The sequence below is a fragment of the Aeromonas sp. 603404 genome (genome assembly GCF_049171775.1).
Classification (GTDB): Bacteria; Pseudomonadota; Gammaproteobacteria; order Enterobacterales; family Aeromonadaceae; genus Aeromonas; species Aeromonas veronii_A.
This window is the reverse complement of the sequence record NZ_JAAKPE010000010.1, coordinates 131,506-156,794: the sequence shown is the minus strand read 5'-3', so window position 1 is coordinate 156,794 and position 25,289 is coordinate 131,506. Positions and strand designations below refer to the sequence as shown.

General features: G+C 59.6%; 25 protein-coding genes and 1 pseudogene. 8 read left to right on the top strand and 18 right to left on the bottom strand.

All coding sequences use genetic code 11. The features are described from left to right. Positions 1-237: 237 nt before the first annotated feature. From gloA to dcm, 11 genes are all read right to left on the bottom strand, one after another. Positions 238-651 (bottom strand): lactoylglutathione lyase, encoded by a 414-nt coding sequence (gene gloA, locus G5306_RS14420; protein WP_005337610.1) that lies wholly within the window; start codon positions 649-651, stop codon positions 238-240. Positions 652-707: 56 nt separating this feature from the next. Then, positions 708-1,349, bottom strand: coding sequence for an endonuclease III (gene nth / locus G5306_RS14415; RefSeq protein ID WP_005350790.1), 642 nt, complete (start codon positions 1,347-1,349; stop codon positions 708-710). 13 nt (positions 1,350-1,362) lie between these two features. Continuing rightward, entirely contained in the window at positions 1,363-2,124 is a 762-nt protein-coding gene (locus tag G5306_RS14410; protein WP_407704662.1) for an electron transport complex subunit E, read from the bottom strand. Positions 2,125-2,139: 15 nt separating this feature from the next. Beyond that, positions 2,140-2,772, bottom strand: coding sequence for an electron transport complex subunit RsxG (gene rsxG, locus G5306_RS14405; RefSeq protein WP_335862891.1), 633 nt, complete (start codon positions 2,770-2,772; stop codon positions 2,140-2,142). Between the two features lie 43 nt (positions 2,773-2,815). Beyond that, positions 2,816-3,868 carry an electron transport complex subunit RsxD gene (gene rsxD, locus G5306_RS14400; RefSeq protein WP_005337606.1) on the bottom strand — a complete coding sequence of 351 codons (1,053 nt, stop codon included), beginning with the start codon at positions 3,866-3,868 and terminating at the stop codon, positions 2,816-2,818. A gap of 11 nt (positions 3,869-3,879) precedes the next feature. Beyond that, entirely contained in the window at positions 3,880-6,378 is a 2,499-nt protein-coding gene (gene rsxC / locus G5306_RS14395; protein ID WP_421313049.1) for an electron transport complex subunit RsxC, read from the bottom strand. 14 nt (positions 6,379-6,392) lie between these two features. Next, a complete protein-coding gene (gene rsxB / locus G5306_RS14390; RefSeq protein WP_335836789.1) occupies positions 6,393-6,971 on the bottom strand; it encodes an electron transport complex subunit RsxB in 579 nt (192 codons plus the stop codon). Between the two features lie 2 nt (positions 6,972-6,973). Then, positions 6,974-7,555, bottom strand: coding sequence for an electron transport complex subunit RsxA (gene rsxA, locus G5306_RS14385; protein ID WP_005337600.1), 582 nt, complete (start codon positions 7,553-7,555; stop codon positions 6,974-6,976). Between the two features lie 225 nt (positions 7,556-7,780). Beyond that, positions 7,781-10,213 carry a DUF2357 domain-containing protein gene (locus G5306_RS14380; RefSeq protein ID WP_421313048.1) on the bottom strand — a complete coding sequence of 811 codons (2,433 nt, stop codon included), beginning with the start codon at positions 10,211-10,213 and terminating at the stop codon, positions 7,781-7,783. Positions 10,214-10,223: 10 nt separating this feature from the next. Continuing rightward, positions 10,224-12,302 (bottom strand): McrB family protein, encoded by a 2,079-nt coding sequence (locus G5306_RS14375; protein WP_421313047.1) that lies wholly within the window; start codon positions 12,300-12,302, stop codon positions 10,224-10,226. After that, a complete protein-coding gene (dcm, locus tag G5306_RS14370; RefSeq protein WP_201998049.1) occupies positions 12,299-13,522 on the bottom strand; it encodes a DNA (cytosine-5-)-methyltransferase in 1,224 nt (407 codons plus the stop codon). The genes G5306_RS14375 and dcm overlap by 4 nt, the downstream gene beginning before the upstream one ends. Before the next feature lie 111 nt (positions 13,523-13,633). Between dcm and G5306_RS14365 the strand changes: the two genes are divergently transcribed. The 3 genes from G5306_RS14365 to G5306_RS14355 all read left to right on the top strand — a co-directional run bounded on the left by G5306_RS14365 (position 13,634) and on the right by G5306_RS14355 (position 15,281). Continuing rightward, a complete protein-coding gene (locus tag G5306_RS14365) occupies positions 13,634-14,128 on the top strand; it encodes a very short patch repair endonuclease (protein WP_026035008.1) in 495 nt (164 codons plus the stop codon). Between the two features lie 153 nt (positions 14,129-14,281). Further along, positions 14,282-14,749, top strand: a complete 468-nt coding sequence (locus G5306_RS14360; protein WP_421313046.1) for a hypothetical protein — start codon at positions 14,282-14,284, stop codon at positions 14,747-14,749. A gap of 163 nt (positions 14,750-14,912) precedes the next feature. Beyond that, entirely contained in the window at positions 14,913-15,281 is a 369-nt protein-coding gene (locus tag G5306_RS14355) for a VOC family protein (protein ID WP_279464708.1), read from the top strand. Positions 15,282-15,403: 122 nt separating this feature from the next. Here G5306_RS14355 and G5306_RS14350 read toward each other — a convergent pair whose 3' ends face one another. Further along, positions 15,404-16,984 (bottom strand): alpha/beta hydrolase, encoded by a 1,581-nt coding sequence (locus G5306_RS14350; RefSeq protein WP_279502453.1) that lies wholly within the window; start codon positions 16,982-16,984, stop codon positions 15,404-15,406. A 345-nt stretch (positions 16,985-17,329) separates the two neighbouring features. On the opposite strand from G5306_RS14350, the gene G5306_RS14345 reads away from it, so the two are divergent. Both G5306_RS14345 and rluF read left to right on the top strand, forming a co-directional pair. Beyond that, complete coding sequence (locus tag G5306_RS14345; protein WP_265783689.1) at positions 17,330-17,452, top strand: hypothetical protein; 123 nt, start codon at positions 17,330-17,332, stop codon at positions 17,450-17,452. Beyond that, positions 17,442-18,461, top strand: coding sequence for a 23S rRNA pseudouridine(2604) synthase RluF (gene rluF / locus G5306_RS14340; protein WP_421313045.1), 1,020 nt, complete (start codon positions 17,442-17,444; stop codon positions 18,459-18,461). Before G5306_RS14345 ends, rluF begins: the two co-directional genes overlap by 11 nt. Positions 18,462-18,526: 65 nt before the next feature. Here the strand turns inward: rluF and G5306_RS14335 are convergent, their stop codons facing one another. Both G5306_RS14335 and G5306_RS14330 read right to left on the bottom strand, forming a co-directional pair. Continuing rightward, a complete protein-coding gene (locus G5306_RS14335) occupies positions 18,527-19,804 on the bottom strand; it encodes a cyanate transporter (RefSeq protein ID WP_421313044.1) in 1,278 nt (425 codons plus the stop codon). After that, a pseudogene (locus tag G5306_RS14330) lies at positions 19,797-20,305 on the bottom strand (nucleoside deaminase). Before G5306_RS14330 ends, G5306_RS14335 begins: the two are co-directional and overlap by 8 nt. Before the next feature lie 109 nt (positions 20,306-20,414). On the opposite strand from G5306_RS14330, the gene G5306_RS14325 reads away from it, so the two are divergent. Continuing rightward, entirely contained in the window at positions 20,415-21,257 is an 843-nt protein-coding gene (locus G5306_RS14325) for a LysR family transcriptional regulator (RefSeq protein WP_421313043.1), read from the top strand. A 77-nt stretch (positions 21,258-21,334) separates the two neighbouring features. On the opposite strand, the gene rsmS is transcribed toward G5306_RS14325, so the two are convergent. From rsmS to G5306_RS14310, 3 genes are all read right to left on the bottom strand, one after another. Then, a complete protein-coding gene (gene rsmS, locus G5306_RS14320) occupies positions 21,335-21,490 on the bottom strand; it encodes a pleiotropic regulatory protein RsmS (protein WP_005337582.1) in 156 nt (51 codons plus the stop codon). A gap of 94 nt (positions 21,491-21,584) precedes the next feature. Then, positions 21,585-22,055, bottom strand: a complete 471-nt coding sequence (locus tag G5306_RS14315) for an acyl-CoA thioesterase (protein ID WP_421208725.1) — start codon at positions 22,053-22,055, stop codon at positions 21,585-21,587. Between the two features lie 20 nt (positions 22,056-22,075). Then, entirely contained in the window at positions 22,076-22,378 is a 303-nt protein-coding gene (locus G5306_RS14310) for a hypothetical protein (RefSeq protein ID WP_337072758.1), read from the bottom strand. Positions 22,379-22,519: 141 nt separating this feature from the next. Here G5306_RS14310 and G5306_RS14305 point away from each other — a divergent pair, with 141 nt between their 5' ends. Then, complete coding sequence (locus G5306_RS14305) at positions 22,520-23,158, top strand: tellurite resistance TerB family protein (protein ID WP_421313042.1); 639 nt, start codon at positions 22,520-22,522, stop codon at positions 23,156-23,158. 154 nt (positions 23,159-23,312) lie between these two features. Then, positions 23,313-23,771 carry a GNAT family N-acetyltransferase gene (locus G5306_RS14300; RefSeq protein WP_204379966.1) on the top strand — a complete coding sequence of 153 codons (459 nt, stop codon included), beginning with the start codon at positions 23,313-23,315 and terminating at the stop codon, positions 23,769-23,771. A gap of 93 nt (positions 23,772-23,864) precedes the next feature. On the opposite strand, the gene G5306_RS14295 is transcribed toward G5306_RS14300, so the two are convergent. After that, the gene (locus G5306_RS14295; protein WP_337072757.1) at positions 23,865-25,280 is read right to left on the bottom strand and encodes a PLP-dependent aminotransferase family protein; all 1,416 of its coding nucleotides are present in this window, start codon (positions 25,278-25,280) and stop codon (positions 23,865-23,867) included. Positions 25,281-25,289: the final 9 nt, after the last annotated feature.

The window sequence follows — 25,289 nt, the reverse complement described above, 5'->3', positions numbered from 1 at the left end:
CCATATCGGGCTTGTGCTTGCTGGCAACTGAGCTCGCCTTTTTCAATCTGCTCGACCAGTGCCAGTTTAAAAGTCAGTGAGTAATCGCGCTGTGTTCGTTTCACCCCTTGTCCCATCGGGTTCTCCATGTATTGGGGGGAAAGGTGTAAACCATATTCAGGACGGGACAGAGGCATAAAAAAGAGCGCAGATGCGCTCTTTTTTGATCCTGCTATTCAGCAGCGGGATTAGGGCAGCTTAGAAGCTGTCACCGAGGCCAGTACCGGCATCTTTCTTGGCAATCAGTTCAATCTTGTAACCGTCCGGATCTTCGACGAAGGCGATGACGGTGGTGCCGCCTTTGACCGGGCCCGGCTCACGAGTGATCTTGGCACCGGCGGCGCGCAGTGCTTCGCAGGTGGCATAGATGTCGTCCGCTTCCAGCGCGATGTGGCCGTAGGCAGAGCCCAGTTCGTACTCGCTCACCCCCCAGTTGTAGGTCAGCTCGATCACCGCTTCATCCTTCTCGTCACCGTAGCCGACGAAGGCCAGGGTGTACTTGTACTCGCTGTTCTCGCTCTTGCGCAGCAGCTTCATGCCAAGGACGCGGGTGTAGAAGTCGATGGAGCGTTGCAGATCGCCGACACGCAGCATGGTATGCAGAATTCTCATTGCTCAGTTCTCCGGGTTGGTGATGTGTACTGCTTTCAATCTCGGTTGCGAGGCTATCAGCTTTCTGGATAGACCTTCTCTTTGTATTCGCACAAGTCCTCGATGATACAGGAACCACAACGGGGCTTGCGAGCCAGACAGGTGTAACGCCCGTGCAGGATCAGCCAGTGGTGGACATCCAGCTTGAACTCGGCGGGTACCACTTTGAGCAGCTTCTCCTCCACCTGATCCACGTTCTTGCCCACCGCAAAACCGGTACGGTTGGAGACCCGAAAGATATGGGTATCGACGGCGATGGTGGGCCAGCCAAAGGCGGTGTTGAGCACCACGTTGGCGGTCTTGCGGCCGACTCCCGGCAGGGCTTCCAGCGCTTCGCGGTTCTCCGGCACCTCGCCGCCGTGGCGCTCCAGCAAGATGGCGCAGGTCTTGATGACGTTCTCGGCCTTGGTGTTGAAGAGGCCAATGGTCTTGATGTACTCCTTGAGCCCGTCCACCCCGAGATCCAGCATCGCCTGCGGGGTGTTGGCCACCGGATAAAGCTTGTCGGTCGCCTTGTTGACGCTGACATCGGTCGCCTGCGCCGAGAGCAGCACGGCGATCAGGAGTTCAAACGGCGAGTTGAAGTTGAGCTCTGTGGTGGGGTGGGGGTTGTTTGCCCGCAGCCGCTCCAGTATCTCTCTGCGTTTCTGGTTGTTCATGCCTTGCGTCCGATCAGAGTTCGGTCGCCCGGACGCGAGCCGGGGCAACGTTGCAGTGGGCCACGGTAGCGGCTTGTTTGCGGTCCCGCCAGTCGTTGATGGCGTTCTTGGCGGCGATCAGCAGCCCCAGCCCGATAAAGCCGCCCGGCGGCAAAATCGCCAGCAGCAGGCTGGCATCGGCGTGGAACAGCTCGACGCGCAGGGATTTGGCCCACTCGCCCAGCAGCAGCTCGGCGCCATCAAACAGGGTGCCCATGCCGATGATCTCGCGCATGCCGCCCAGTACCAGCAGCACCAGGGTAAAGCCAAGGCCCATCATCAGGCCATCGAGTGCCGCCAGCAGCGGCGGGTTCTTGGAGGCATAGGCCTCGGCGCGGCCGATGATGACGCAGTTGGTGACGATGAGGGCGATAAAGATGCCGAGCGCCTGATAGAGGCCATAGGTGTAGGCGTTCATCAGCAGCTGTACGCTGGTCACCAGCGAGGCGATGATCATCACATAGACCGGGATGCGAATATCCTTCGGCACCCAGTTGCGCACCAGCGAGACGGCGAGGTTTGAGCAGACCAGCACTGCCATGGTGGCAAGGCCCAGCCCTAGCGCATTGGTAAAGGTGGAGGAGACGGCGAGGGTCGGGCAGAGCCCCAGCACCTGCACCAGCGAGGGGTTGTTCTTCCACAGCCCCTGACTCATCAGCTCCTTGAGCTCGCCCTTGCGGCTTTCCAGCTCGGCAAGCGGGGTTGCGCCCGTTTCAATCTGTTCCATCTGGTTCATGATGGCTCGACTCCGTTAGTTCGCCGCCGGACAAGCCGGGGCGTTGCTGAGCAGTTCGGGTTGCTCCTGCTGCAGTTTAAGCAGGTTCTTCACCGCCTTGACCACGGCTCGCGGGGTGATGGTGGCGCCGGTAAAGGCATCGAACTCGCCGCCATCCTTCTTCACCGCCCACTGGGGCTCGTTGTCATGGGTCAGGAATTTTCCGGCAAAGCTGTTGATCCAGTCCGATTTCTTCAGCTCGATCTTGTCACCGAGGCCCGGGGTCTCGTTGTGAGCGAGCACGCGCACGGCTGTGATGGTGCCCTTGGCATCAAAGCCCGCCACGATGCGGATCGCCCCGCTGTAGCCATCCGGCGCGATCGCCTCCAGCGCATAGCCGGTTACCACGCCATTTTTGCTGGCGGTATAGAGGGCCTGCGGCTGATCGCTGCCGAGATATTTCCTGCTGGTCACCTGCTTGCAGCTGGCCACCAGATCGTTGTCATAGCTTCCCTCCGGCAGCAATACCGAGAGGATCTGCTGTTTCTCCAGCTGCTGCTGGTGGGCGATTTTATCCTTGGTCAACTCGTTGGTCAGTACCACCAGCGCGGTACAGCCCAGCGCAAACATCGCCAGAATAAGGCCGTTCTTGCGCATGCTCTTTAACATGTCCGGGCTCCGTCTGCTGTGATGGGGGAAAAGGGCAGAAACATCATTGGCGACGAGCTCCATACACTTTCGGGCGAGTCAGGCTGTCTATAAACGGCACACAAAGGTTGGCCAGCAGCACGGCGAAGGCGAACGCATCCGGATAGCCGCCAAAGCGGCGAATGATGTAGACCAGCACCCCGATCAGCACGCCATAGACCAGTCGGCCACGCGGCGTGGTGCAGGCACTGACCGGATCGGTGGCGATAAAGAAGGCTCCCAGCATAGTCGCGCCGCTGAATAGATGGAACATGGGCGTGGCAGTCGCATCCGGGCTCACCAGATAGCCGATGGTGGAGGCCGCCAGCAGGGCACCGAGAATGGCGGTGGGAATGCGCCAGTTGATCACCTTCTGTTGCAGCAGGAACAGGCCGCCCAGCAGATAGCCGAGGTTGACCCAGCTCCAGCCGATTCCGCCCCAACCCTCAAACAGCGGGCCGCTCAGGATCTCGCCGGTGGTGAGCCCCTGAGTCAGGCCGGTTTTCAGGGTATCGAGGGGAGTTGCCATGGTGAGACCATCCACCCCCTGCTTGAGCTGGGCCATGCTGTAGCCGTCGAGGCTAAAGCCGGTGAAGATGACCGACGCCGCATCACCAAAGCCGAGGCTGTAGGCGCGCACGCTCTCCGGCGGCAGCCAGCTGGTCATCTGCACCGGGAAGGAGACCAGCAGCAGCACATAGGCGACCATGGCCGGGTTGAACAGGTTCTGCCCCAGTCCGCCGTAAAGGTGTTTGGCGACAATGATGGCAAAGGCCGTGCCCACCACCAGCATCCACCACGGCAGCAGTGGCGGCAGGGAGAGACCGATCAACACGGCGGTGAGCGCCGCACTGCCATCCATCAGGGCCGGCTTGATGGCGCGGCCACGGAGCTTGAGCACCAGCGCCTCGCACAGCAGCGCGGTCACCAACGCCAGCAGGATCTGGATAAAGGAGCCCCAGCCGAAGAACCAGGTCTGGGCCAGCAAGCCCGGCACGCAGGCCAGGATCACCAGCAGCATCAGGGTTCGGGTCTGTTTGCGGTTATGGGCAAACGGCGCAGTCGCAATATTGAACATGAGTCTGTCGATTACCTTGTGGTTGTTCGGTCGGCTGACGGGGCATCTTCAGCGGCGGTCCCGGCGGCTCTGGCCGCCTCGGCCGCCAGCTTCTTCGCCTTGGCGCGGGCCACGGCGGCTGCAATGGCCGCTTTTTTCGGATCAACCGGGGCATCAGCTGCAGGGGCGTTCGCTTCAGGAGCCTCTGCGACGGCAAGTGGTTGCTCACTGCTGGCGGCATCGCTTTGCATCGGCTCAGCCGATACGCGCTCACCCTCAGTTTCGGCCCTGTCTACCTGAGTAGCGGCACTCTCTACCTCAGCACTGGTACTTGCGCTCTGCTGGGCCAGTTTTTTGGCCTTGGCCCGGGCGATGGCCGCGGCGATAGCGGCTTTCTTGGGATCGACCGCTTCGTTTTCCGTAGCTACCGCTTCGCTGGTGCCAGCATTTGCAGTCAGATCGCCCTCAGAGCTCTCATCCAGCTGGGCAGCCTTTTTGGCTTTGGCCCGCGCAATGGCGGCAGCAATTGCGGCTTTCTTGGGATCGACAGGTGCATCGCCTTGCGAGCCTGCGTCGGCTACCGTGCCGTTGGCTGCGCTTACCGGCTCGCCATTCGCCTCGGCCTTTTTGGCCTTGGCACGGGCGATGGCGGCAGCAATCGCCGCCTTTTTCGGATCAACCTCTGCTTTTTGCTGATCAGCATCTACCGCAGGGGCAGCAACGGCTTCGGCAGTCACAGGCTCGGCGCTCTCGCCAGCCTGAGCGGCTTTCTTGGCCTTGGCGCGGGCCAGTGCGGCGGCGATGGCCGCTTTCTTGGGATCGCTGGCGAGGTCAACCGCCTCGGCGGGTTGCGCCGCAGCGGCTGTTTCGCTGTTTGCGCTCTCCGCCAGTTTAGCGGCGCGGCGCGCCTCCGCTTCCCGTTTGCGGGCTTCGCGGGCGGCAATCACGGCGCTGTTGTCAGGCAAGCCCTCGGCGGTGGCGGTAATGGCTGTGATGGGCGCATCCTGCTTGGCCTTGAGGCGGGCGAGGGCGGCTGCCACCGGATCTTCGCCGCCTGCGGCCGTCATGGTCTGACGGCGCTGGGCGGCGGCTTCGGCGTGGCGCGCTTCGCGGGCTGCTTTCTCCCGCTCGAAACGGGCCTGCTTGGCCTCGAAACGCTGCTTGGCGCGTTCGGCTTTTTCGGCCTCGGCACGGGCTTCGCGAATGTCGTCTTTGGCGATCTTGTAGTACTGCACCAGCGGGATTTCGCTCGGGCAGACCCAGGCGCAGGCGCCGCACTCGATGCAGTCCATCAGGTTGAGCTTCTCGGCCTTGTCATACTCCTTGGCCCGGCTGTACCAGTAGAGCTCTTGCGGCAGCAGGCTGGCCGGGCAGGCATCGGCACAGGCGCTGCAACGGATGCAGGCCTGCTCCGGGCCGGGTGCGGGCAGTTCTGCTTGCGTCGGTGCCAACAGACAGTTGGTTGCCTTGACCACCGGTACCATGGCGTGGGGCAGGGTAAAGCCCATCATGGGCCCCCCCATGATCACCCGCTGCTCCGCTTCCGGTTGCAGCTCGAAACGCTGCAACAGCCAGCGTACCGGCGTACCGAGGCGTACCCAGGCGTTGCCGGGCTTTTTGAAGCTGTCGCCGGTGAGGGTGACGATCCGCTCGATCAGCGGCTCGCCGTCGATAATGGCGCGCTTGATGGCAAACACGGTGGCGACGTTGAGCACCATGATGCCGATATCGACCGCGCGGCCCCCTTTGGGCACCTGACGGCCGGTGAGCAGTTCGATGGTCTGCTTGGCACCGCCCGAGGGGTACTTGGTCGGTACCGTCTTGACCAGCACATCCTCATCGGTGGCGTGGCGGGTCAGCTGCTCGATCGCCTCGGGTTTGTTGTCTTCCACCCCGATCAGGGTGAGTTTCGGTTTGAGCAGGTGCTTGAGCACCCGGATGCCATCCATGATCTCGTCAGCGTATTGCTGCATCAGCCGATCATCGGTGGTGATATAGGGCTCGCACTCCAGCCCGTTGACGATCAGGATCTCGGTGAGTTGGCCGCGGCCGTCGAGTTTGCTGTGAGTGGGGAACACGGCGCCGCCAAGGCCCGCAACTCCCGCCTGCTGGATGCGCTCGAGCAGCTCGCCCCGCTCCAGATTCCAGTAATCGGCTTTGCCATTGCGCTCGCCCCACTCATCCTCCCCATCGGGGGTGAGAATGACGCAGAGATCGCCGAGTCCGGAGGGGTGGGCAACCGTGTGGTTGCCAATCTCGGTGATGGTGCCGGAGGTGGAGGCATGGACAGGGACGACCCGCCCCTTGGCATAACGGGTCAGCGGCTGACCCTTCTTGACCTTGTCGCCCACCTGCACCAGCAGATCGCCGGCGGGGCCTGCGTGCTGGCGCAGCGGAATAATGAGGCGCGGCGGCAGACCGGCGTCTACCACCGGGCTCTGGCTTGATTGCAGCTTGTTGTCGGCGGGGTGAATGCCACCGTGAAAGTCCCAGAGCGTGCCGGCTTTGATACGTTCGAGTAAGGAATGCATGGTTGCTCCGCTGTTTATTCCACTATCTTGACCGGAATCTTGCCCGGAACATGCACGTTATTGAGATCCCACTTCCAGTTATCGACCGTGGTGGGCACCGGGATCATCTCGATGCAGTCGGTCGGGCAGGGATCGACACAGAGATCGCAACCGGTGCACTCGTTGGCAATCACGGTATGCATCGCCTTGGTAGCTCCGACGATGGCATCCACCGGGCAGGCCTGAATGCACTTGGTGCAGCCGATGCACTGATCTTCGTGGATAAAGGCGACCTTCTTGACCGGCACGGCGGCCTCGTCATTGCCCCCCAGCGGCTGGGGCTCGACCCCCATCAGATCGGCAATCTTGCGCATGGTGGCCTCGCCACCGGGCACGCACTTGTTGATCTGATCGCCGTTGGCGAGCGCCTCGGCGTAGGGTTTGCAGCCGGGATAGCCGCACTGGCCACACTGGGTCTGGGGCAGCAGGGCATCGAGCTGATCGACGATGGGGTCTGCTTCCACATGAAACTTGACGGCGGCAAAGCCCAGGATAATCCCGAACGCCAGCGCCAGCAGGGTGAGCACCAGAATGGCAAAGAGAATATGGATCATGGTTATATCTTGATAAGGCCGGTAAAGCCCATAAAGGCCAGCGACATCAGACCGGCGGTGATCATGGCAATCGACACCCCGCGAAATGGGGCGGGCACATCGGCGGCGACCAGACGCTCGCGCATGGCGGCAAACAGGATCAACACCAGCGAGAAGCCGGTGGCGGCGCCAAAGCCGTAGATCACGCTCTGGATAAAGTCGTGTCGCTCATTGATGCTGAGCAGCGCCACCCCGAGCACCGCGCAGTTGGTGGTGATGAGGGGCAGGAAGATCCCCAGCAGGCGATAGAGGGTCGGGCTGCTCTTGCGCACCACCATCTCGGTAAACTGCACCACCACGGCGATCACCAGAATAAAGGCGAGGGTGCGCAGATAGGCGATATCCAGCGGCAGCAGGATATAGTGCTCCACCAGATAGGAGCTGGCACTGGCGAGGGTCATCACGAAGGTGGTCGCCAGCCCCATGCCGATGGCGGTTTCCAGCTTGCCGGAGACCCCCATAAAGGGGCAGAGGCCGAGGAATTTCACCAGCACGAAGTTGTTAACCAGCACGGTGCCGATCAATAAAAGCAGGTACTCAGTCATCAATTACCGTCACTGAAAGTCGGGTTATCGGGGTTTGAAGGCGGGCGGTATTATCTGACGTTAGGGCCAGTTAAACAACCGCAAGGCCGCATGGTTATTATGCAACTGGATAATTTAGCCGGGGTTTTGGGGTCAGATCGCGGCACTTTTACTCATGGTTATGCGAGGCTGTAATCCCGGTCTGGCCAGCAGAGCGATGGCCAGGCCGGGATAGCCGTAAGGTGTTCAGGCTGGATGCGTGCGCAATAATTCCCCGTAATAATCCGGCAGTGCCGCAAACCCGGTCAATTCACCTTGCAATTCTGCCAGTCTGGTCAGTTTCATGGCCGCTCTGAAACTTGCCGCATTCAGCTGTGTCAGAGGGTGGAGCAATGAACTAGAGGGCCCCAGCTCCAGCAACCAGTAAAGATTCACATTCCCCCCGGCCAGCGGTGTACCAGTCTGCTCTTCGGTCAGTTGTTCCCTTCTTAGCTTCCGGCATGTCAGCACAGGCCAGACCCGGGTTACCTCACGCGTCAGGCCATCGGCCGCAAGGGTAGCTACGGCCAGATAGCTGATTTCGTTCATCAGCTGATCATCGTAACGAGTGGCGATAGTTTCTGCAGGGGTGTGATACCAGCGGGCAGAGCCATCACGAAATGCATCGAAGTAACTCGCCGAGCGGCTGTTTTCCGGTGCGGTCGGAATGATCAGGGTGAGATCATGGTGGCGGACCTGTTGCATCCCCAGGGTGGCAATCCGGCTGGGCTCTTCCAGATAGAAGTGGCCCGAGCGGATGGCTGGATAGCGGAACTCTTCCCCCGATTTACCCAGCTTTTGCTCAAGGAAGGTTTGCAGCCAGCAAGAGCCGCTGTGATCCTCTGCTGGCAACAGGGCAAAGGCACCGATACCAATCCGGTCGATCTCCTCCTGATAGGGATTTTTCGTTCCGGGTTGCTGGCTCATAAAGCCCGGATAGAGCGCAAAAGCGCCAAAGGTGGGGCGGCTTGGTATCGGGTCATCCTGTTGCTGATAGAGCAGGGCATCGCGATAACGGTGCATCTGGTTGATGGCATCATCGGGCACCCTGTCTCTCGGGTCATCGAGAGTGCCATTATCGACCCGGTATTTGGCATCAAACAGCCAGATAAAAGTGTCGCCGCTGCCAGTGGTGGCTTCGATCAGAATGTCCGGCTTCTGGGGAACCAGCAGGGAGTGAACCGGCCTGTTGGTCTTGTGAAATCTTGGTTCATGGGCCAGCTTGAGCTTTACACCGTCTGCTGCACGAAGGTACTCCCAGCAGTACTTCATCCCCTCGGCCAGCCGGGTATCCCAGCCATCGCGGGTGAAGTTAAATGCAGGTGTTTTCACCTCGGTAAATCCCAGCGTCAGGATAATCCGGCGCACCTCGATCACGCACCAGAGCTCGTAGAGCTGATCCATGCTGCGCACGCCGGCCACGGCATCATTTCCCAACGCATCGAGATAGAGGCGCAGTTGCTGCCAGACCCGGTAAACCGTGCTATAGCCGCTCTTTTGCTGCAGTACCAGAGACTCGCGTTGTAACACCGCTGCCGGACCTATCTCCTGCATCAGGGGGTGAGCCAGCGCCTGATCCAGCGGTTTGTTCCACGCCTTCAGACGGTCAAAAAAGGCCCTGGACAGCAGGGTGCGATCGCCCTGTTGGGTCAGCTGTTGCAGCATCCTTCCGGTGCGCTCCAGCACAAACTTGATAAAGCGGTTTTCCGGGGTATCCGTGGTCAGTTGTTTACGTTCCACCCGGTATCTGCGCTCGATACCGTTATCCAGATCCTGGCGGATCTGTTCGGCCTGCTTCGGGCGTGGCGGGCGCTTCATTCTGGCGGCCAGCAGATATTCGGTCTTGCTTTGCAGCCTGCTGTGGGGCGCATTGATGATCTGGCGGATCCCCCGCTCAAGGTCCTTGTGCAGGGCTTCAAAATGGGCAAGCCAGAGCAGGGGAAAAGGCTCTGCCTTGCGCTGGCTGCGGCCACCTTGCTGACTGGTCGCGCTGTTCAGGGTAAAACGCCAGTAGGGGTAATGCTCATCCAGCACCCGATAGATCAGCGGCACATCCCGGCGGATATCCAGCTTGACCGGGTAGACCTCGAACCAGAGCGTCAGCTGAACGCGAGCGGCTTTTCCTGCAGCCGATTTCGGCTGATAAGAGAAGGGGAGTGCAAGTGTGCCTACTTCGTTGCCGGTATTGAATCCCCCCAGCAGCTCCTGCGATCCCTGCTGCTCCTGCGATCCAGGCCTGCTTTTGAAGCGAAACGACTCGCAGATCCGCTGCAGATGATGCTCCAGTCGAGGTGCATCGTTGTCGTCGCTCACAGGGGTAAGAAAATCCCACTCAAACTCATAAAAGCAGTTTTCAAACAGCAAAGGCGCGGGCAGAACTAAAGAGGTGAATTCCTTGCCAACGGCCAGATCCTGTGGTTCGCCTGCAACTTCAGCGCGGGTAATCGACAGAGGCTGTGAGAAACGCACAATAGGAGGCTCATCGCTGCCAGCGCTCGCCAGCAGGCCCGATTTATCACGCTCTTGTTGATGATGGGCGCGGGTGGCTTGTAACTGCTGACAACGTTCCCGAACCGTCTTCTCATTGGCGTAGATCCGTAAAATCCAGTCACGGCTCTGCAGGGTAAACAGGCACTCCATCACAACCCCCTTACGGCCAGAAGCTGGTAAAGCACTGCCGTGCCAGCCGCTCTTTCATCCAGGCCAGTTTCTTCTTGCTGCGGCAGGGGACGTGCGGCGGTTCTGCGGGGACGGAATCTTCACCGGCGGCAGCCACCTTGCTGTTAAACAGGTCAGGGCGTGTGCCATCCCAGTGACTACCAAATTGTGCTGCCAAAGCCTTTTCCAGATCTGTCAACAGATTGGACTCTGTCTGGCTGCTCTCAGTCGACTTGTCGCTATCAGCAGTCTGATGGCTGCGCAACTTGTTGCTATCTCCCTCAATGCGCGGTAATACCTTGCACATCATAAAGTCATCCCAGATGGCGACCAGTTCTGCGGTATTGGCGGGGCGATGGGCCAGCAGGGCCAGCATCAGCTCGTTCAGGGCGCGATATGCCAGTTCGAACGGGCTCTGTTGCAGCACCCCGTTGACTGCCTTCAGGAAGGTGACGCTCTCTTTACTGTATTGCTCCAGTGCGGAGACTTCAGTAATGGCGCGTCCGTCTGACCAGGTCGGATAACCCAGCCGTTTTGGCTGCAATGCCGGTGAAAAGTAGGCATCGAAATCGTTGGGGAAGAACTCGTTAAAGTCGAAGGTGAGGGCCCTGTCGATCACCTTGCGGGAAAAGCCGTGGGTGGTTTCGTCCATATTGACGGTACCGGCCACCATCAGGTTGAAGGGGATAGCGATACCGTGCTGGCAGAAGCTGGCCCAGATCTGCTGATGCAGTGAAACATCGAGGTCCAGTCCCAGTTTTTCCGCCAGTTCCATACGCGCGTTCTGATCCAGTTGCTGGCTAAGCGTATCAGCTTTGAGCAGGGGATCGCACTGGTAGACATAGCCGTAGTCCACCCCTTCTTTGTCGTTAAATGCAGTCAGTTCGGGTGAGGTATACCAGTGGCGGGTCTCCAGTACCGAGAGATAGTCGGCGAAATATTGTTCAACCGGCGCCAGGTTCATCTCGTCGAGGCAGAGCCAGAAGGGGGGGATATGGTCCAGTTGTTCCTGGCTCAGACCAATCTTGCCATCGGTTCTGACTTCGCCAATATGCTCGAAAATATGGATCCAGGCTTGGGTAATAAAATGCAGTACCGGGGTCGATACATACTCTTTTTTACCACTGATCCTGGAGATATAGCCCAGCAGGTCAGAGGGTTCGTGCCAGTCAGGTCGTACAGGTACCAGGCAGTAATTTTTCTGGCCTGGATAGTCCTTGACCTGCTCACGAATAAAACGGGTTTTTCCTGTGCCAGATATACCGGCAAAAAGTAAAAATGGTTTATGACAGGAGATGGGTTTATTTATGAAATACTGATTGAGAAATAATTCGTATTTTTTCACTCCCGAGGAGTACATCCCATTTCCCGCAGTGTTTAAATCTTTCCAAACATCGCTTTTAAGTAAGGTGTTTATTAGTTTTTCACAAATACCAACATCTGAAACAGAATAAAATCTGGGGAGTGATTCATCAATAGATGACACTACTTCATCAGCTTTAGTAATACTCTGCTCCGAGTATTTTTTTATAGTGCTAGTGCTAAGGTTTTGTTTCGCAAGCCAGTTTTCGAAAAGCACTTTTAGTTGAGGGGTAGAAGAAGAGGGCGATTTTTTATTTTCATATTCTTTGAATCCCGATGCGACTTTTTCTAATGCCGACTTTAAATATGAGTCAACAAAAAAAGTGTTTGATTCAACGCCGATGTACTCTTCATCTAATAGATAAGCTATGAATTTAGATATTACTTTTGTTATTGCTTTCGTTTGGCTGCGACCTATAGAACTGATGCTTTTCAACTCATCGATGTCTGAAGCTTTTCCATAAATTGCGCGATATGATTTTTCTTCGTATATATTTAAGCTATTTTTTTTGCTTGGGACAGAGCCCCAAGCATTTTTAATCTGATTGTAGTTTTCCAACATGAATTGAAGAAATGCAATCAGCGTCTCAGGTTTTATGGTAAAGCATTCATCTTTCTCATTATTGAAACTGATGACAAAGGATTCTTGACATTGAACCCTTTGCTTATCATAACGCATTGATTTTGTGCAGAAATCCTCAAAGCTCATATGATGGCCTCTACTATGTTTTCAGCAATCTTCCTGATAACGGGTACCGCGACTGAATTACCAAATTGCTTGTAGGCTGGAGTTTTTGCTGTAGGAATAACAAAATTTTCAGGATATCCCTGTAATCTTGCACATTCTCTGGGTGTCAATAGCCTTGGGTTTTTACCTTCCTGAGGAATTAGGCATTCTTTACCATCTTTACCATATCTTGCGACCAGTGTGTTTGATGGCTTATCCAGATTTGCTGTAAAGGCTGTAAAGCCTGTTCCTCTATCAAGGTTTCTCTCTGTTCTTTTTATATGTCCTTGCCAGAGAGCATCAGAAATAGTGAATCTTGCGTCTGGAGTCGGCTCCAGAATAGACCTGAGTGGTAGAGGTTGACCGTCAAATTCAGGGAATTTGAAGTCGATATTCAGATCATTGCGAGTGCATACCATGTAGCAACGTACTCTACGTTGTGGTACTAGCGATGATGAATCGATTAGTTCATATTTGAATGTATAACCGATTTCCTCTACGGACCTTTTGATTACATCAAAGGTTCGACCTTTATCATGTCTGGTAATATTTCTAACATTCTCCAGAAAGAGAACTTTAGGTTTTTTTACTGATGCAATACGCATCACATCAAAGAAAAGAGTGCCTTGAGTTTCACATTTGAAACCATGTTCTTTGCCGACAGCATTTCTAGCTGATACACCTGCACCACTGAACGGTTGGCAGGGGAAACCTGCAGCAAGAATATCATGTGAAGGGACCAGTGTATTCAACTGCTTGTCACTAATATTATCATTTGTGAAAGCTGTGATATCACCAAATGGCAGTTCGCCATAATTATTGAGATATGTTTGCTGTGCAGATTTATCCCATTCACTGCTAAATGTACAAACTCCCCCCAGGCTTTGCAGGGCTGTTCTAAAACCACCAATGCCAGCAAACAAATCTATAAAAGTAAAAACGTTTTTATCTGATGGTGGACTTACCACAAGAGAATGCAGAGTTTTTTTCAGCTCGGACGGGCTCGCAATCAAATCATGCTTGGTGAGTTCCGAGATGATGATTTCTTTGTTGATTTTTGCTGATTGGCATGCCAGTTCAGTGTCAGATGCAATGGCGTGCAGCCATTGATGAATTAATGCTCGTGGGTCACTTCCTGTGGGGGTATGTTCATGTGCCAGGGCGCTTAATGCATCTTCATATTTTTTCAAGAAGGTTTTCACAGAGATAACTCACTTATTTCTTAGCCATTTGTAGGCATAATCATCAATAGTCAGTGATTGAACTGGTTTTTTATACAGTATTTAATGCGACATCACAAGCGAGGCGACATTGTGACAGATATCGTGAAGCCCCAAAAGCGCAGCGAGATGATGGCCGGTATTCGTAACCGGGATACCCGTCCCGAGAAGCGGGTGCGCGCCATGTTGCATCATGCCGGGTTTCGCTATCGCCTGCACAATACCGCCTTGCCGGGTACGCCGGATCTCTGGCTGGCGCGCTACCGTGCGGTGATCGAGGTGAATGGCTGCTTCTGGCATGGTCATGATTGTCATCTCTTCAAGCTGCCATCGAGCAGAACCGACTTCTGGCAAGCCAAGATCGCCAGCAATCGTGCGCGTGATGCCCGTCATCTGGCCGAGCTGGACCAACTGGGTATCCGCCGTCTGATCATCTGGGAGTGTGCCCTGAAAGGGCGTCTGCGCCATGATCCGGAACGACTGCTTCTGGTTATCAGCTGGTGGCTGACCAGCGGCATCAGTCATGGCGAGATTGCCGGTGGCCGTGAACTGCAGATCGCCATGGATCATTCCCGTCCATATAACTGACCGGATAGCACTCTCGGCCCAGCTTCTACCGCGTGTGAAAAGTAATTATTTTTTGTTGCCAAATCAGTAAGCTGTTGTCGCCTGTTACTCGTTTGAAGATCACCCCGGTTTTCGGTAAGAGAGCGCGGCAGTAACAACCACAGGGAGGTGGTGATGGATCCGGTTTCCTATCTTTTTTCGGCTTATCTCAATCTGGTACAGCAGCAGGTTGCGGATATCTATGGCACCGAGGCCAAGACGCTGGTGGTGCAGTATGAGGGGGAGTCGGTCCCGTTCTCTTTTCAGCTGTGGCAGATCCAGCAGCTGAGCGTCTGTCGTCCTTATGAGCAGGATGTGCGGCGCTTTAGCCAGTGCACGGTCAAGGCTTCGGCTCTGTTTCACAAGCTGTGCGATGACCTGACCCGGCAGGATGACAGCAGCTGGCAACTGCCCAAATTTCGCACCATGTACTGCTCGGCTGCCGTCAGTTATCGGCCGATGATTGCAGAGATTGGGGATGCCAAACAGAGTCCGGCCAAGCTGGCGGAGCGCGCCTGCAATCAGGCGATTCTGGCAGCAATGGACAGTGACGATGAAGCCCTGCTGGCCCAGCGTGACAAAGCGTGCGCAGCGGTGCAGTAACGCGAATTTATCTGACCAGGTCATTTGCGCTCGCTTTGCGCGCCAAGGCACACATGGGCTTACCCTTGCCGGGTATGATGGGGTTGCCCGCCGTGGCGGCAGCAGTCGGATGTTTGCGGGCATATGTCGGTCACATCAGCCAGATCACCACCAGGAGGTAACCATGATCAGCCATATCGACCATCTGGTATTGACGGTCAGTGATATCGAACGGGCCGTGGCGTTTTACAGTTCGGTGCTCAATATGGAGGCCATCACCTTCGGTGCGGGGCGCCGGGCGGTAGGGTTTGGCAACCAGAAGATCAATCTGCAACTGCTGGGGCAGGAGCCGCGTAATCGGGCGCAGGTGGGGTCGGGGGATGTCTGCCTTATCACCCGCTGGCCGCTGGAGCAGGTGATGGCCCAGCTTGCCTGCCACGGGGTGGCGATTGTCGAGGGGCCGGTGACCAAAAGCGGTGCCTGCGGGCCGATAGAATCCATCTACTTCCTCGACCCTGACCAGAACCTGATAGAAGTGAGCATCTATCCCTGAGCCCACCAAGCCATCAGTCCCATCGCCATCATCAATAGAAAGGGGCCGTCAATTGACGGCCCCTTTCTTGTATCGCCATCGACCCAGCGCCAGTGGCTCTTTGCCGATACTCCAGAAACGCCCTAGAAAGGCGCGCTGCTCTCATCGCTCTCCTGTAAAAACTGCTCCAGTTCGGCCTGATAGGCCGCATCATATTGACTGCTGCTGGCAGGGATTACGGCGGCAGGCCGGACGACGGGAGGGGCGGTGAGGGTCTCCATCACCCGCTGCTGCAGATAGGGGTAGAAGGGGTTGGAGGAGGTGCGGGTGAGGGCGCCGGGGTTGACGATCAGCACGCCGCGCTCACCACGCAGGGCCAGACCGCCGAGATTGATGCCGTATTGCTCCCGCTGCTCCGGGCGCGCTGCCATGCCATAGAGGGGGTCGTCCATCGGGAAGGGGAGCGCGACGTGGGAGAGGGAGTAGATCTCCTTGGGATAATCGATACCCAGCGGGCGGAGCTGCTCAGGCTGGTCTGCGCTGGCCAGCGTTCTGGCCTGCGTCGTGGGAGAGGCGGGGTCGACATTGCCCACCACGGTGAGGCGATAGTGCCCGGGGGCGTTTGGCAGCAAGCGGTGCAGCGCCAGCTCGGAGGCCGAGCTCATCAGCGGGCCAAACAGGGTACTGCGGTTGATATCAAACAGCACCAGTTCGCTGCCGTTGGCCGGCAGGTAGTGGTAGAGATCGGCAATGATGGAGCGGGTGCTGACGGTGTAGTCCATCACCGATTGGAAGGTGAGGGCAGGGGGAAATGCCGCCAGCTCGCCACTGGCGGCCAGCTGGCGCACCTGCTGCTGGATGGCGTGGGTCAGGCGGTAGGACTGGCGCGCGCCGTTGACCGGAAACGAGTTGTACTTGAACGGGTTGAACTCCGGCATGGTGTCGAGCCAGGCGGCGTTGGCAAAGGCGGGCAGCAGGGCCGGCACGGCCTTGAGCCCGGCGAAGCGGGCAAAACGGGTCACCCCGATCATCGGGGAGATCAGCACCAGCCGATCCGGTTTTGCCAGCGTGCCGCTCGGGTCGGCCAGCGCATCGAGCGCATATTTCACCGCCAGCGCGCCGCCGTTGGAAAAGCCCACCAGATGCAGCGGCCGCTTGCCCGGTGCCAGCAATCTGGCCTCCCGCACCGCCAGTCGGGTGGCGGCCAGCCAGGTCTCCCAATCCACATCCACGAGGCCAGCGGGCACGGTGCCGTGGCCGGGGATCCTCAGCCCCAGCGCGATAAAGCCCTGCTGCTGATAGCGTCTGGCCAGATGGCGCAGGCTGTAGGGAGAGTCGGTCAGGCCGTGCAGCAGCACCGCCACCCCTTTGACTTCCCCCTCGGGGCGCAGCAGGTAGGAGCGGTTCCAGTTCTGCTGAAAGCGGGCGGGATTGATGGGGGCGTCCTGATAGTAGCGATTGCTGGCCAGTTGCTGCTCGGGCGGCGTCTTGGCGACTACCTCGGTGGCCACCAGCTCGAACAGCTCTGCTTCGCGGGCCAGATAGGCTTGCCAGTCGCTGCGATCGAGCTCATCGGCACTGAGTTCGGGGGGCACCACCGTGTGCCACAGTTGCAGCGGCGCTGCCTGCCAGGCGAAGTAGGCGATCACCGCCCATGCGGTCAGCAACAGCAGCAACAGGGTCAGCAGAGCACGGCGAACAAGGCGGCGAGTGTGAGCCAGCATGGTGCAATCCTTGGCGATAGAGATGGGGCCGCCTCTGGGCGGGCGAGTTTGGCGCAGCACATTGGGCGCAGCCAACCGGCTTAAAGCCTAATGGAAACAAGGTGATATGTATAGTTGATGGCGTTTGGCCGCGCAGGCTGTGGGCGCCTGATCCCGCCGTTGGCATCAGGCTGGCCGTTCGAAGGCTGCATCGCGGGCCATCTGGCGGCGTGAACTTGTTCGCGGATGCCCGCTTGGGCGCTGCGACCTTGCAACTATCTGCCCCTGAGAGGGGGCAATTATGCTACTGTAGCGGCGTTTTTTGATGGATAAGCTGGCATTGGCCTTTTTTGAAGATGGAATGGTATGCAGAACTTTGACGTAGTGAATTGGCTGATGCAGCAGACAGCCTCCCCGGCGCAGCCGGAACAGGCGATGGCACAACCGGGCGCGGCCCAGATCCTGTGGCAGGTGACCCATGCTGGCTAATGAATCCATGCGCCTGAACAAATACATCAGCGAGAGCGGCATCTGCTCGCGCCGCGAGGCCGATCGCTTTATCGAGCAGGGCCACGTCTTTATCAACGGCAAGCGGGCCGGGATTGGCGATCAGGTGCAGGTTGGCGATCTGGTCAAGGTGAACGGTCAGGTGATCGAGCCGCGCGAGGCGGACAGTCTGGTGCTGATCGCCCTCAACAAGCCGGTGGGCATCGTCAGTACCACAGAGGCGGGCGAGAAGGACAACATCGTCGATTTCGTCAACCACAGCACCCGGGTCTTCCCCATCGGGCGGCTCGACAAGGATTCGCAGGGGCTGATCTTCCTCACCAACCACGGCGATCTGGTCAACAAGATCCTGCGGGCGGGCAACGATCACGAGAAAGAGTATCTGGTGACCGTTGACAAGCCGGTGACCGACGAGTTTGTGCGCGGCATGGCAGCCGGGGTGCCGATCCTCGGTACTGTGACCAAGAAGTGCAAGGTGAAGAAAGAGGCACCGTTCGTCTTTCGCATCACCCTGGTGCAGGGGCTTAATCGCCAGATCCGCCGCATGTGTGAGTACTTCGGTTTTGAAGTGACCAAGCTGGAGCGCATCCGCATCATGAACGTCAGCCTCAAGGGGCTGCCAGTGGGGGAGTGGCGCGATCTCACCGACGACGAGCTGATCGATCTGTTCAAGCTGATTGAGGACTCCTCCTCCGAGGTGAAACCGGCCAAAGGCGACAAGCCCAAGGCGACCAAGGCTCCTGCGGCGCAAAGCGCCAAACCGGGGCAGGGCAAGAAGCCGCGCCGCGATGACGATCACGAGATCGGCGGTCGCCCGAATGTGCCGGGTCCGGAAGCCTTCGAGAAGAAGCTGCCGGTGGGCAAAGGTGGCGCGGGCAAAGGTGCAGCCAACAAGGGCGGTGCTGGCAAAGGGGCCCCCGGCAAGGGTGGCAAACCAGCCGCAGGCAAGTCGCGCACCGCTAACACCGGACGGCAGAAGAAGGGGCGCTGAGTTGCCCCTTTGAGTGGCATCAGCCGCCAGTCATCTCCAATACGGTTATCCCCAACACACCGGCCTCAGGCCGGTGTGTTGCTTTGGGTCGCAGAGCTGGTTGGGAGGGGGGCCGAGATGGTCGGCTCGCTGGCGGTCGGTGGTAACCCCATGACGCTGGGGTAGTGGCGCGGGTCGAGGCGCACTACCAGCAGGCTCATCAGCAGCAATCCTCCCTGTTGCCACTGCCAGGCGGCCGCGAAGTCGCCAAACAGGTGATAGAGGCGGGCGGCGACCCAGGGGCCGGTGGCCGCCAGCATAAAGCCAAAGCCCTGCATCAGGGCGCTCAGGGTGCCGGCGCGGCGCGGGTTTGGCAGGTGATCGAGCGCAATCACCATGATCAGCGAAAAACTGCCGCCAAGACCGGCACCGCACAGCATGCACCAGAGAATGGGGGCACTGGCTGGCGCCAGCCAGAGGCCGGCAAATCCCGCCAGCTGCATGGCGATGGCAAGGCCCATCCACGGCCGCCGGTCCATCTTGCGTGCCGCCAGCAGCGGCAAGCCGAGGCCGCTGGCGGTCTGCGCTAGTGCCAGCCAGGCGACCAGCTCACCCGCCTGTGCGGCGCTCCACCCTTGCGCCATATAGGCGGGGGCCAGCCAGGCTACCACGATGCCGTAGCCACTGTTGATGATGCCAAAGCAGATGATCAGCAACCAGCTGCGGGGCAGGGTGATCAGCCGCTGTTCGCCGTGGAGAATGGCGACCGCGGCGGCCCGTGGCAGACGCACTTTCCACCTTAGCCAGACGAGGGCCAGCAGCACCGGCAGGCTCCAGAGCGCCAGCGCCCGCGACCAGTCGAGGCTCGCCGCCAGCCTTGGGGTGAGGCTGGCCCCCAGCGCCCCGCCCCCCATCATGCAGGCAGAGAAGATCCCCATCACCAGCGGCACCTTGTGGGCGAAGGCCTGCTTGATAAGGGCGGGCAGTACCCCCTGCACCAGTGCCGACCCCAATCCACAAAGCGCCGCGCTGGCGATCAGCAGGGCGCCGCTCTGGGCATCGAAGCGCATGGCGCTGCCAATGCCGAGCAGCAGCAGGGCCGCCCCCAATAGTTGGCACGCACTGGCGCGCCGACGCAGGCTGGGAGTGAGCAGCACGCCAATCCCGATGAGCCAGAGCGGCAGCAGGGTAAGCCAGGCGAGGGTGTCCATCCCCAGCGACAGGGCGCGGCCAATCTCGCCGCTCAGCGGGCCGATGGCGGTAAGAAAGGGGCGCAGATTCAGGCCAGTCAGGATCACCAGCACCAGCAGGGCAAACTGCTGGCGGCGCGCCTCTGCCGGGAGTTTGCTTGTCCTCTTATTCATGTTCAGGCTCTGCTTGCTGGGGTTGTTGCAATTGGGGGCCATAGAGTTCGGCGGCCGTAATGCTGACGGCCAGTTTGACCAGCGGCAGTCCCAGCGTTTGATAGGCGGCAGTGCTGTCAAAGCCGAACGGGGCCGCATCGGCGTTATCAAAGGCGTAATAGACGGCGGCTATACCGTTCATCACCAGCGCGCCGAGGCACATGGGGCAGGGGTGACCGCTGGCATAGACGATGCTGCCCGCGAGCGGCGCGCTCTGGCTTGCCTTGCGCAGCGCCTCCAGCTCGGCGTGACGGGTGGGATCGCCATCCAGATGAATGCCGTTGACCGCGCTCGCCACCAGCTGGTCATCGCGCACCAGCAGGGCGGCGAAGGGGCGACCGCCCTGCCGGTGATTTGCTCTGGCAGTTGCACCGCCTGCTCCAGCCATTGTCGGTGAGTCTGGAGTGAGGTTGATGGGGTGAGCGAGCGAAGAGGGGTAGACGCTACAAGAGGCTGTGACATGATGAAAAACCCTGATTTGACAGAACAAATGCCAGCCTAGCGGCGAAAAAAGTCATTTGGAAATTAAATGATAGAATGAGTTTCAGTGGTTTTGTAAATGGAGTGCCCCATGCTGGATCCCCTGTTGCTGCGCAGTTTTGTCGCCATTATCGACACCGGCAGTTTTACCCGCGCCGGTGAACGGGTTCATCTGACCCAATCCACCATCAGCCAGCAGATCCGCCGCCTTGAGCAGCAGCTCGGCTGCCCGCTGCTCGATCGCGCTGGCCGAAGGGTGGTGGCGACGGCGGAGGGGGAAAAATTGCTGGGGCTGGCCCGCCGCATTCTGGCGCTGCTGGCGCAGGCCGAAGAACAAGTGACGGAAGGGAGCGTGGCGCTCAGCCTCGGGGTGCCGGAGGATTTCGCCGCCGGTGCCATCACCCCGGTACTGGCCGCCTTTGCCCGCGATTACCCCGAGGTGCGGCTGGAGGTGGAGAGCGGCCTGAGCCACGAGATCTGGCAGCGCTTCGAGGCGGGAGAGCTGGATCTGGCGCTGGTCAAGCAGGTGCGTGGACAGGGCTCGCCGCTCGCCAGCTGGCGTGAGCCGCTGGTGTGGGTCGACAGCCGCGACTGGCCCGCCCGGGAACGGGATCCGCTGCCGCTGGTGGTGTTCCCGAGCGAAGGGCTCTATCGGCGCCAGATGACCGAGGCGCTCGATGGTCTGGGGCGGCGTTGGCGTATCGCCTATGTCAGCGCCAGCCTCGCCAGTTTGCAGGGGGCGGTGAGCGCGGGTATCGGGGTGAGCTTGCTGCCCAAACGGCTGATGCCCGCCGATCAGCTGGCCCTGACCCAGTGGCCCAAGGTGGCGCCGGTGGAGCTGGCGCTCCATGCCGGGGTAAGCGTGAGCGAGCCGCTCACCCGCTTGAGTGCGGCCCTAATCGCCCTCTGTGACGAGGTGATGGGGCCGCAGTGAGTGGCTATGTGGGGGAAAAACTTCTGTGGGGAAAAACTGGCGTCGGAAAGATAAGGCGGAAAAAGTGCGGGGAGGGATCAGTGATCCTTCCCCTCCGCCAGCTTGCGCTCGTAGTCATTTTTTACGATGGCCAGCGCCGCCAGCACCAGCTCGGGGGCCAGCTCATTGGTCTCCAGCAGTTCGATAAGATCCACCGCGAGTTTTACCTCGGGCGGGGCAGTTTCCAGTGACATGGGCAGGGTTCCGGTTGCGGGAAGAGGGGGGATTATACAGGGGCGCCGCCGTAGGCAGAAAGCGCCCGGTGTATCGGGCTATGAGGCATGAAGGTCAGAGGTGCTGGCGCATCTCCTTGTCGATCTCCTCGCGCAGGGCAATCAGCTTTTTGGCGTACTGCTGCAACTGCAGATCGCTCTCGCTCATCGGCTGCCACTGGGGCACCGGGGTCGGTTTGCCCCGCTCGTCCATCGCCACAAAGATGATGATGCAGTGGGTGGTTTTGTGGCGCTCGGTGTCGGTGGGGTGGCGGCTGTAGACATCCACCGCCAGATGCATGCTGGTGGTGCCGGTGTGGATCACCTGAGCGTGCACCTCTACCAGCTGGCCAATCTGGATGGGGCGCAAAAAGCGGATCCCCCCCACATAGACGGTCACCGCATAGCCGCCGCACCAGCCGGCGGCGCAGGCATAGCCCGCCTGATCGATCCACTTCATCACCATGCCGCCGTGGACCTTGCCGCCGAAATTGACGTCGGAGGGTTCGGCCAGAAATTGCAGGGTCAGTTCGCGGGGGGGGATCATGCTCTCTCCTTGGTTCGGGGTCATTGGCGGTAGCTCTTGCGGTAGGCGTCAGCCTGTTGGCAGGGGGGCAGGTTGTTGAGGTCTGGCCGCTTGTTGCCCTCGCGCTGGCCGAAGTTGGCGAACTCCTGCTGACACTTGTCGGCCTTGCCGCCCTCCTTGATGCAGGCGTCGATCCGCTGTTGCTTGCCCTGCTCGACCAGTTGCTGCTGAGCTTGCTGGCAGGCGGCATCCAGCTTGGCCTGCTGGGCTGAGCGATCCAGCTCGCTGGCGGCACTGGCAGTGCCGCACAACAGCAGAACCACGAAAGGGGTGATGATGCGCATCCTGATGCTCCTTGTTGACCTGTTTCAGGTATACCGCGAATGGCGGCAGGATGCACAGGGGACGGCGCAATAATGGGGCCCATTCACTCTTGGTTCATGACGCCAGCGCCAGCATGGGGCGAACAATAGCGAGGTGTCACGATGAAACAGATGCTGGAACAGTTGCTGGGGGCTGGCAAAGGCTGGCTCAACGAAGGCGGAGACAAGCGCAAGGGGCAGATGCAGGGAGCGTTGGCCGGCGGTGCGCTCGGTCTGCTGCTGGGGAACAAGAAGATGCGCAAATATGGCGGCAAGGCCGCTGCCGTGGGCGGCGCTGCGGCCCTTGGCGGGCTGGCCTACAAGCTCTATCAGGATTGGCAGGCCCAGCAGGCGGCGCCCGCCCAGCCGACCCATCCCGTCAGCACTCTGGAAGGCAATGCGCTGGATGCCCGCGCGGCGCTTTTGGTGCGCGCCATGGTGGCAGCAGCCCGGGCCGATGGCCATATCGACGGCGCCGAGCGCCAGAAAATTCAGGAGTACCTGACCGAACAGGGCCAGAGCGATGTCGCCCGCTGGATTGACGCCGAGCTGGCCCGCCCCCTCGATCCCCACGCGCTGGCACGGGAAGTGACCGACATGGAGCTGGCCACCGAGGTCTATCTCGCCTCCCTGCTCGCCATCGAGGTGGATCACTTTATGGAGCGAGGCTATCTCGACGAGCTGGCACGCGCCCTCAAACTCGATCACAACCTCAAAGGCAGCATCGAGCGGCAGGTGGCCCAGCTTAACGCCCCCGCCTGATACTCCTCACCGCCATGGATTGCCGATAACGCCCCGCTCAAGGGGCGTTGTTGTTTCTGAGGCTCGTCAAAAGATGCGGATGAGCCTATTTGGATTGCGGGGCACAGCCCCTAAGATGGCGCAGGACCATCACCTTTTTTGCAAGGAGCAACCGTTGGAGATACGCAAGGCAAGCGAACTGGATATCGACGCCATTGTCGAGCTGAACCGGCAGATAGGAGAGATCCACCATCAGCACTATCCCGAAGTGTTCTGCCCCCCTTCACCAGAGGAACGGGGGTTCTTATTGAGCGCCATCGGCGCGGAAGGGCGTCTGTTCTGCGTTGCCGAGCAGGATGGCAGGGTGGTGGGCTTTTTGACTGCGCGGATCGACATCAATGACTCTGTGCCGTTTCTCACCCGTGCGCCGATTTGCCGTATCGGCTCGGTGGTGGTGGATGAGCAGCACCGCTCTCGCGGGATTGGCAAGGCGCTGATCGCCCATTGTGATGAGTGGGCCAAGGCCCGTGATGCTCAGCAAATCCGGCTGGAGGTGATGGCCTTCAACGAGCGCGCCCAAGCCCTCTACGAGGCGCTGGGCTTCAAGGTGCAGTCGCAGATCATGGCCAGATGATCAGTTTTTGATGGCGAGCCAAGGCGCGTCACTCCCCAACCACAAAGGCCCGTTACGGGCCTTTGTTCGTTTCGTCAGCGGCTCTTTGCCACGTTACTTTTCACCGAGTTGTGCGGCAATCAGCGCGGCCAGTCGGGTGAGGGCCTGCTCCAGCTGTTCGCTCCAGGGATGGGAGCTGTTGAGGCGCAGGCAGTGGTTGTGTTGCCCCTGACTGGAAAAGAGCGCGCCGGGGGCCACTGAAAAACCGCTGCCCAGAGCCTTGGCGTGCAGGGCGCGGCTGTCGAGGCGGGGCGGAAACTCCAACCAGAGAAAGTAGCCGCCATCGGGGGAGGAGATCCGCACCTCGTCCGGAAGCAAGCGCTGCAGGGTCGCTCGCATCTGCTGCTGGCGCTGGGCCAGGGTGTGGCGCAGACGGCGAAAGTGGGCATCGACCCCGCCCTGGCGCAGCATCTCGGCCAGCGCCAGCTGGCTCGGCACATTGGTGGAGAGGGTGGACATCAGTTGCAGCCGCTGCACCCGCTCGGCATGGGGTCCCGCCACCACCCAGCCGACCCGAAAACCCGGCGCCAGGCATTTGGAAAAGGAGCTGCAGAGCAGGCTGTCGCCACGCTGATCCCAGTGGCGGATCGGCTTGGGGCGCTCGCGGCCAAAGTAGACCTCCGCATAGACGTCATCCTCCACCAGCGGCACCCCATGGCTGTTGAGCAGTTCCATCAGCCGCGCTTTGTGACTATCCGGCATGGTGTGGCCCAGCGGGTGCTGCACATTGCCCATCAGCCAGCACGCCTTGACCGGAATGCGGGTGAGGGCGTCGGCCAGCAGGTCGAGGTCGATGCCTACCCCCGGAATGACCGGGATCTCCACCGCCTTGAGTTTCAGCCGCTCGATGGCCTGCAGGGCGCCATAGAAGGTGGGGGACTCCACCACCACCCAGTCACCGGGCTCGGTCAGCACCTGCAGGCTGAGGGAGAGCGCCTCCATGGCGCCTGTGGTGATGATGATCTCCTGCGGATTGACCGCCACCCCGTCACTGGCGTAGCGCTGGGCGATGGCGCGGCGCAGCGCTTCGTTGCCGGGGGGCAGGTCGGCCACCGTGCTGAAGGGATCTAGCTTGCGCATGCAGCTGGCCAGCGCACGCCCGAGCTGGGGATGGGGGAACAGGGTAGGGTCTGCTACCGACATGCCAAGGGGCACCAGATCCCGCGATTTGCTCGCCTGCAACACCTCGAACACCAGATCGTTGATATCCACCGAGCCGCTGTAGTGGGTCTGGCTCGGGGTGTGCTGCACGACCTGTGGTGAGGCGGCTTTGACGTAGTAGCCGGACTGGGGGCGGGCGAGGATCCGCCCCTGACTTTCGAGCAGTTGATAGGCCTGCAACACCGTCATGGGGCTGAGCCCGTGGGTCTTGCAGCTCTGGCGAATGGAGGGGATGCGCTCCCCCGGTTGCCAGATGCCATCGTCAATCTGGCTTTGCAGGCGGTCGGCCAACTGCTGGTAAAGGGACATGATCTGGAT